We start from the raw sequence: 6,086 nt of genomic DNA, 5'->3' as shown, positions 1-6,086 counted from the left end.
GGGTAGTCGTCTTTAGCTTCAATTAGCATACGGACGGCTCGCTCTTTCATTTCAGGGGTATAGTTTCGTGTTTTCATTGTCGTATTCTCTCAGAAAAATGAGTCTCCGACAATCCCGGGGCGGTTCATGATTTCTTGACGGCAGGCCGGGCAAAATAATGGTTGTAAGCCATACGGCGGTTATTATTGGTATCCATATCCCACGTTAGCGCCCGTTCAGCAAAGGCACGTTGGGATGCTTCAATTTCCTTGAATAAAGGATTGCTTTCCGCTTTTTTGGCAACAATATCGTCCCAAGTGGTTAATTGTTGCTGGAGAATGGCATCGGGCGTTTTATAGAATTTGACATTGTCATCGGTTTTCAGTTTGACATAGTCTTTTGAATAACGATCAATGGCTTTCCATGACATATCGGCAGAGGCGGCTTCAACGGCATTTTCAATAATAGCCTTCATTTTGTCTGGCAGTGCGTTGTATTTATCTTTATTGAAGGTGATTTCAAATGTTTCCGAAGACTGGTGAAAGCTTTGCAGCATGCATACTTTTGACACATCAGGAAAACCCAGCAGGCGATCGGAAGAGGCATTGTTGAATTCGGCACCGTCAAGCAGGCCACGATCAAGTGCGGGTACAATTTCACCACCAGGCAGGGCGTTAACGGCTGCGCCCATGGCAGTAAACAGGTCAATCGCCAGGCCATTGGTACGGAACTTTAACCCTTTCAGGTCATCTGCCTTGGCAATGGGTTTCTTGAACCAGCCTAAAGGTTGGGTAGGCATTGGCCCGCTCAGGAATGAAACCACATTACCGCCGATAGAATCATAAAGCTTAACCAGTAATTCATTACCGCCACCATATTTAAACCAGGCCAGCAGCATATTGGCATCCATGCCATAGGCCGGTCCGGAAGAAAACAGGGCGAGTGCATTCTGTTTGCCATAACTGTAACCCAGAACACCATGGCCGCCATCAAGCGTGCCTTTGGAAACGGCATCCAGTAATGCGAAAGCCGGTACGACAGCACCGGCTGGAAGCACCTCGATTTTAAATTCACCACCGGTCATGTCGTTGACCTTCTTGGCAAAATCAAGTGCGTATTCGTGGAAAATATCCACGGTTGGCCAGGTACTTTGGAAACGGAAACTGATGGGGGTTTGGGCGCTGACGATAGCCGGGAAACCCAGCCCGACGGCTGCTGCCGTACCGGCGGCAGCGCCTCCGAGAAATTTACGTCGTGAATCTACTGGTGATTGGCGGCCAGACGGTTTTTTTACAGACCTTTAATTTGCCATGGGTTGTCTCCTGTGTGGCGTATACAACTTGTGATAATTAATATGGCTTGTTGTGTGCTACAGACTTCGACTTCAATTAAATTTATACGCACTCTATTATTCATTGTCAAGATTAATCGGATTAGGATAAATGCCTATTTTTATTGGGTTTTAATGGCTGCTGAATAACCGGATTCGCTTTTAACGGGTGTAAATAGGTGTATTACAGCCACGCATTCAAAAAAGCTCTGTATATGCTTTGTGCGGTAGTGGATTTTCCGGATGGAAATATTGCGATTGCCACCAGAAGGATTTTCAGATTGGTGTCAGAAATAGTTTCAGATAAAAATAAACTTTAAAAAAAGCATGGAAATAGCTCTTTTTTATCATGTTTAACTTTAAATAATTTATGTATCATATTTTGAGTATAAAATGATTCATAGAGGAATCAGAGTATTATAAAGTTTTTAAATTTTAAAAATTATTTACATTTTATTTGTTTTTTTTGCAACATTAAGATGAAAATAAAAAATGCTTGATATAGATCAAAACCAAAATAATACTGATTTTTGCGGTTTTTTTAAAATTGAAAATTAGTTTTGATTTATTTGTTTATACTAAATTCCCTTTTAAAATCAGTGTTATCCCTAAAATTAACAATAATTAATATTTTAATTAATTAAAAACAATTTTATATTAAATCAAAATTTCTACCATTACATATAGGGGGAGGCTTATTCTTTGCTTCTTATTGTTACCTTGTTTTCGCCTTATCCCTTAGATATAATTAACAAATGCTAACAGTTCGATTGGTTTTTGCAATAAAAATCCTTGGTAAAGATGATCTATACTTTGTTATATCCCCTAAAATGTTAATTTTGGTAAATTATCGGGAAGGGTAATAGTTGTTATTTTTGCAGATTCAATTTTCTGTTTTTGTAATCAAATTTATTAATATCGGCTATTTGTTACAAATTGGCTAGGGCCATTTAGTTGTTTGCTGGCCTGCTTAATGCATTGAAGTAAAAAGTCATGTGCCCTAGTACTGCTTTTTACAAATAAACACGGGTAGTTTTTATTTAAAGTGTTTTACAAAAATTATTCTCCATTCAACCAAAGAAAGTGATTTGGCATTATGAATAGCAGTGTTTCTCCTTTTGTTTCGGAAAATAATCTAATCAATGAAATAAGGGAAGTGAATTTATCCTACCTTTTGCTTGCCCAGCGCATGTTGCGGGATGATTTTTCCAAAGGCATGTACCGTCTGGGTCTTGATAAAGACGTCGCTTCATTGCTGGTTAATTTAACAACCGCGCAAGTATTGTCCTTGAGTTCTTCAAACTCCTTAATTTGCGGATTCCGCCTGAATGATATTGCCTTGCTCACAGCGCTTACCAAAGACGGAATGAATGGCACATTGAAACAGGTCCAGGCTTCAGTCATGCTGGCCCAGCAAAAACCCAATCAGGTGATTAGCGACGTTTATGTGTGAAACAAAAACAGCCTCCAAGGCAAAGCCTAAAGCAAAACCCAAAAGTGTCCTGAAAGACGGCATGGATATTGCCTTGGCAAATCAGCTGATTCAGCTGGGCGCCCGTTTACAGATACTTGAGGCCGAAACGGAATTAAGCAGTGACAGGCTTTCACGGCTGTATCATGAAATACATCATTGTTCGCCACCCAAAGGCATGCTGCCATATTCTACCGATTGGTTTATGTCTTTTCACCAGAATATTCATGCGACCCTTTTTTACAGCATTTACCTGAATCTGGTTACCCATACTGAAACACAGGATATTCAGGCAATTATTGATGCCTATACCCTCTATCTTGAGCACGATGAAGTCAGGCGGGCATGGGATAGCGACAGCAAAGAACCGGTGCTGAGTTTTACCCGGGCCTGGATGCTGGTGCGTTTTTTTAACAGTGGCCAAATGCAAATGTCGGCCTGCAATGTTTGCAGTGCCTCATTTGTAACGCATAAGCATGAGCTGGAAAGCGACTTTGTTTGCGTCATGTGCAAACCGCCAGCCCGTATTGTTGGAATGCTTAGAAAACAGGAAGACTATTTTGGCAAATTTTAGTGCAACAGAACCCATTATGCTTATCTGCGGCTAATGCAAGCCGGTCGGAAACGAACGTAGAAACTAAATAGTTCGGAAAACGTGTCGTTAACTCTTGCATAAGCATAGAAAAATATTATTGAAAATAATTCATCTGAATGGATAGCCTTGAATTATGCGTAAAAACTTGCCAGTTAACGACATAGAAACGCTGGTGAAAGATGATCAGTACCTGATCTCGAAAACCGACTTGAAAGGTCGCATTACCTATTGCAATCCCGCCTTTGTTGAAATCAGCGGATTTGAGCGTGATGAGCTGATTGGCAAACCACATAATGTCATTCGTCACCCTGATATGCCCGAACTGGCTTTTAAAGATTTATGGGATACGGTACAGGCGAAAAAACCGTGGAGCGGTTTGGTAAAAAACAGGCGCAAAGACGGTGGTTTTTACTGGGTGCTGGCCAATGTAACGCCTATTTTTCAAAATAATGAAGTAACCGGCTATGCTTCGGTTCGCATCAAGGCCGAGCCCGAAGCAATTGCCAGGGCTGATGCTTTTTACCGTCAGATCAATAATGGCGAGCGTATTCCCTACACCATCAGCCAGGGTAAAAAACGGCCTGTTGGTATCAGGAAATGGATCGCCACCAGTACGCGCATTTTCCGCAAGGGATTTGTACCCGGCCTGATGCGTCTGGGTGTGCTGGCAGTGGCTGGTCTGGCGTTGCCAACCTGGATGGCGGTAAACGGTACGCAAATGCCGGGCGGTTCGCAGGCTTTGGTTGGCTTGATGGTGGTCTGGGCGCTGCTGATTGCATTATATGTACGCAAAATTGCCAAGGACCTTATCACCCCCATTCAGGGTGCGGCCGATATTATCCGCCAGATTTCCGCAGGCAATCTAAGTATCAATGTTGATACCGAACTTGATAATGAAATGGGAGAGCTGTATTTCTATCTGGATATGATGCGTAAGGCCCTGATTGGAATCAGTGCGGAAGTCATGTCCGGTGCAGATGCCAACTCTGAAATTGTCAGTAGCCTGCAAAAAAACAGTCGTACCCTGTCCATGCAAACCGAAGACCAGGCGGCTTCCTTACAGGAAACGGCCGCCAGTCTTGAAGAGCTCACGGTGACGGTTAAACAGAACGCGGACAATGCCCGCTCTGCCAATACGATTGCGGGTAATGGCTTACAGGTGGCTGAAAATGGTAGCCAGAAAGTAGACCAGGTGGTTCGTTCAATGTCTGAAATGAATGACAGTTCGCGCAAAATTGAAAGCATTGTCAAAATTATTGAAGACATTGCTTTCCAGACCAATCTGCTGGCCATTAACGCCAGTGTGGAATCGGCCCGTGCCGGTGATGCGGGACGTGGTTTTGGTGTGGTGGCAGCCGAGGTGCGCAATCTGTCCCAGAAAAGTTCGGAAGCGGCCAAGGAAATCAAAATGCTGGTGCAGGCTTCGGTGGAAGATGTTACGCAAAGTTCACGACTGGCCGAAGAAGCAGGCAGTGTCATGAAAGATGTCATGGATTCCGTCCAGAATATGGTCAATATCATGGCTGAAATCTCAACAGCTTCGGGCGAACAGTCAAGCGGGTTGCAGTAAATCAACCTGGCCGTCAACCAGATGGATCATGCCGTGCACCAGAATTCCGCCATGGTGCAGAATCTGTCACAGACTGCATCAGAGCTGGCCCGCGAGGCCCTGGAGCTGAAACAGTCAATCGGTGTATTGAATAATATGCAGGGGTAGTTCAGTTAAAAACTGAATTAAGGTGGTTTTTCTCTGTTGTTCTTCCTTATGTTTTGCAAGGTCTCCCGGTAAACTGAAGTTTTTATCTTGTCTGCCTTAAGGGGGCTCTGCTAAGGGGTTATCGTGTTAGTTGTTATTGGTTATGTTGTCGTTCTGCTTAGTGTGTTTGGCGCCTATGTGGGTATGGGGGGGCATCTGTCCGCGCTCTACCAGCCACTTGAGCTGGTCTTGATTGGCGGTGCCGCCCTGGGGGCCTATATTGCGGCAAACAGTCTGAACGCAATTAAACTGTTGTTGCAGGATATTCTGCAATTAATGAAAAAAAGCAAATATGACAAAGCCTTGTATCTGGAAATTCTCTCCTGTCTGTTTGTTTTAATGAGAAAGTCCAAAAGTGAAGGCAAGAATGCAATCGAGTCGCATATTGAAGAGCCTGAATCCAGCGATATTTTTACGCAATATCCATTAGTGCTTGAAGATAAAATCATACTGAATTTTATCTGTGATTATTTTCGCATGATTATTACCAGTAACATGAGCTCCTTTGAGCTGGAGCAACTCATGGATGAAGAAATTGAAACCTGCCGCAGTGAATTGAACGTGCCGCATAAAGGTTTAAGGGCGGTTGGCGATGGCTTGCCCGCTTTTGGTATTGTGGCTGCGGTTCTGGGGGTGGTGAAGGCATTGGCTGCCATTGACCAGCCTCCCGCTATTTTGGGTGATCTCATTTCAAAAGCGATGGTCGGTACGTTTTTAGGTATTTTGCTGGCCTATGGTTTTGTTTATCCTTTGGCCGATGCCCTGGAAAGCCGCAAGAGCGAAAGCTATAAAACCCTTGAGTGTATCAAAGTTACCCTGCTTGCATATATGCAGGGTTATCTGCCACCGGTTGCACTTGAGTTTGGCAGAAAAGTCCTGCTGTCCACGGTTCGTCCTTCCTTTGCTGAGCTGGAAGAGCAAATGCAGGCATCCAAGTCAATTAAATAAACGCATC

Annotated in this window: 6 protein-coding genes; 5 read left to right on the top strand and 1 reads right to left on the bottom strand. The window is 43.7% G+C overall.

The window, feature by feature from the left end:
• Window positions 1-124: 124 nt before the first annotated feature.
• Window positions 125-1,183, bottom strand: coding sequence for a TRAP transporter substrate-binding protein (locus tag B092_RS13665; protein WP_232244314.1), 1,059 nt, complete (start codon window positions 1,181-1,183; stop codon window positions 125-127).
• Between B092_RS13665 and B092_RS15590 the strand changes: the two genes are divergently transcribed.
• The 5 genes from B092_RS15590 (at window position 1,146) to motA (ending at window position 6,079) form a co-directional block, all read left to right on the top strand.
• Window positions 1,146-1,283 (top strand): hypothetical protein, encoded by a 138-nt coding sequence (locus B092_RS15590; RefSeq protein ID WP_169333958.1) that lies wholly within the window; start codon window positions 1,146-1,148, stop codon window positions 1,281-1,283. The two genes, B092_RS13665 and B092_RS15590, sit on opposite strands and share 38 nt — an antisense overlap.
• Window positions 1,284-2,405: 1,122 nt before the next feature.
• On the top strand, window positions 2,406-2,762 hold the full coding sequence (flhD, locus tag B092_RS0104270; RefSeq protein ID WP_018574010.1) for a flagellar transcriptional regulator FlhD: 357 nt from the start codon (window positions 2,406-2,408) through the stop codon (window positions 2,760-2,762).
• Window positions 2,755-3,354, top strand: coding sequence for a flagellar transcriptional regulator FlhC (flhC, locus tag B092_RS13660; protein ID WP_018574009.1), 600 nt, complete (start codon window positions 2,755-2,757; stop codon window positions 3,352-3,354). Before flhD ends, flhC begins: the two co-directional genes overlap by 8 nt.
• 154 nt (window positions 3,355-3,508) lie before the next feature.
• Complete coding sequence (locus B092_RS13655) at window positions 3,509-4,945, top strand: methyl-accepting chemotaxis protein (protein WP_018574008.1); 1,437 nt, start codon at window positions 3,509-3,511, stop codon at window positions 4,943-4,945.
• Between the two features lie 270 nt (window positions 4,946-5,215).
• On the top strand, window positions 5,216-6,079 hold the full coding sequence (gene motA, locus B092_RS0104255) for a flagellar motor stator protein MotA (RefSeq protein ID WP_018574007.1): 864 nt from the start codon (window positions 5,216-5,218) through the stop codon (window positions 6,077-6,079).
• Window positions 6,080-6,086: the final 7 nt, after the last annotated feature.

Origin of the sequence: Oligella ureolytica DSM 18253, assembly GCF_000373745.1 — a bacterium.
Taxonomy (GTDB): Bacteria; Pseudomonadota; Gammaproteobacteria; order Burkholderiales; family Burkholderiaceae_B; genus Oligella; species Oligella ureolytica.
The sequence above is the reverse complement of the archived record's forward strand: the minus strand, read 5'-3'. Positions and strand labels throughout refer to the sequence as shown.